Consider the following 1,923-nt stretch of genomic DNA (forward strand, 5'->3'; position numbering starts at 1 on the left):
GCGGGGGACGGGCGCAGCGCGCCGCTGCGTTCGAACAGGACACGGTCTGCGCGGCTGTACCGGGCGGCATCGAACATCACAGCTTGACCGTAGATGCCGTTGCAGCCGATGGTCGGTTGTTCGGAGCGGTACTGTCGAAGTGTGCAGCGACGAATCATGGGTATCGAGACGGAGTTCGGCGTCACGTGTACCTTCCACGGGCATCGCCGACTGAGCCCGGACGAGGTGGCGCGCTACCTGTTCCGCCGGGTGGTGTCGTGGGGCCGCAGCTCCAATGTGTTCCTGCGCAACGGGGCGCGGTTGTATCTGGACGTGGGGTCGCACCCGGAGTACGCGACCGCCGAGTGCGACGACCTGTTGCAGCTCGTCGAGCACGACCACGCCGGGGAGCGGGTCCTCGAGGATCTGCTCGTCGACGCCGAGCAGCGGCTCGCCGAGGAGGGCATCGGCGGCGACATCTACCTGTTCAAGAACAACACCGACTCGGCCGGCAACTCGTACGGCTGCCACGAGAACTATCTGGTGGCGCGGGTGGGGGAGTTCTCCCGCATCTCCGACGTGCTGCTGCCGTTCCTGGTGACCCGGCAGCTGATCTGCGGCGCCGGGAAGGTGCTGCAGACCCCGAAGGCGGCGACGTTCTGCCTGTCGCAGCGCGCCGAACACATCTGGGAGGGCGTCTCCTCGGCGACCACCCGGTCCCGGCCCATCATCAACACCCGCGACGAACCGCACGCCGACGCCGAGAAGTACCGGCGGCTGCACGTGATCGTCGGCGACTCGAACATGTCCGAGACCACCACCATGCTCAAGGTGGGGTCGGCGTCGCTGGTGCTCGAGATGATCGAGGCCGGGGTCGCGTTCCGGGACTTCGCGCTGGACAACCCGATCCGCGCGATCCGGGAGGTCAGCCACGATTTGACCGGGCGGCGCCCGGTGCGGCTGGCCGGGGGCCGGCAGGCCAGCGCCCTCGACATCCAGCGCGAGTACCACGCGCGGGCGGTGGACTATCTGCGCAGCCGGGAACCGGACCCGCACGTGGCGCAGGTCGTCGACCTGTGGGGCCGGGTGCTCGATGCCGTCGAGTCGCAGGACTTCGCGAAGGTCGACACCGAGGTCGACTGGGTGATCAAGCGCAAGCTGTTCCAGCGCTACCAGGACCGCTACGGCATGGAACTGTCGGACCCGAAGATCGCGCAGCTCGATCTGGCGTACCACGACATCAAACGCGGCCGCGGCGTGTTCGATCTGCTGCAGCGCAAGGGGCTCGCCGCGCGCGCCACCGACGACGAGGCCGTCGACGCGGCCGTGAACACCCCGCCGCAGACCACCCGCGCGAAGCTGCGCGGCGACTTCATCGCCGCGGCGCAGGCCGCGGGCCGGGACTTCACCGTCGACTGGGTGCACCTCAAGCTCAACGACCAGGCGCAGCGCACCGTGCTGTGCAAGGACCCGTTCCGGTCCGTCGACGAACGCGTGGAGCGGTTGATCGCCTCGATGTAGAACGTCCCCCGGGTAGCGGGCCGTCACGGAGATCGTCGTCCGCAGGCGTGTCGCGCGACCACGCCTGCGGACCGCCGCGGCCGGGACACTAGGCTTGCGGGCGTGGCGATCTCGAAAGTCGAACGGCTGGTCAACCTGGTCATCGCGTTGCTGTCCACACGCCAGTTCCTGACGGCGGAGAAGATCCGGGCGTCGGTTGCCGGCTACGCGGACTCGGCGAGCGACGAGGCGTTCAGCCGCATGTTCGAGCGCGACAAGAACGAACTGCGCGACCTGGGCATTCCGTTGGAGACGGGCATGCCGTCGCGGTACTCCACCGTCGAGGGCTATCGCATCAACCGGGACGCCTACGAGCTACCGGACATCGAGCTGACCAGCGCGGAAACCGCAGCGGTCGCGGTCGCGGCGGCGTTGTGGTCGTCG

General features: G+C 68.6%; 1 protein-coding gene and 1 pseudogene. Both read left to right on the forward strand.

The annotated features are described in order from the left end of the window. The first annotated feature begins 141 nt into the window (after positions 1 to 141). A complete protein-coding gene (gene pafA / locus ACN675_RS28975; RefSeq protein WP_197256343.1) occupies positions 142 to 1,500 on the forward strand; it encodes a Pup--protein ligase in 1,359 nt (452 codons plus the stop codon). Positions 1,501 to 1,602: 102 nt separating this feature from the next. Continuing rightward, positions 1,603 to 1,923 (forward strand): annotated as a pseudogene (locus tag ACN675_RS28980) (WYL domain-containing protein); the annotation flags it as partial.

The organism is Rhodococcus sp. O3 (assembly GCF_048897285.1).
GTDB lineage: Bacteria > Actinomycetota > Actinomycetes > Mycobacteriales > Mycobacteriaceae > Rhodococcus.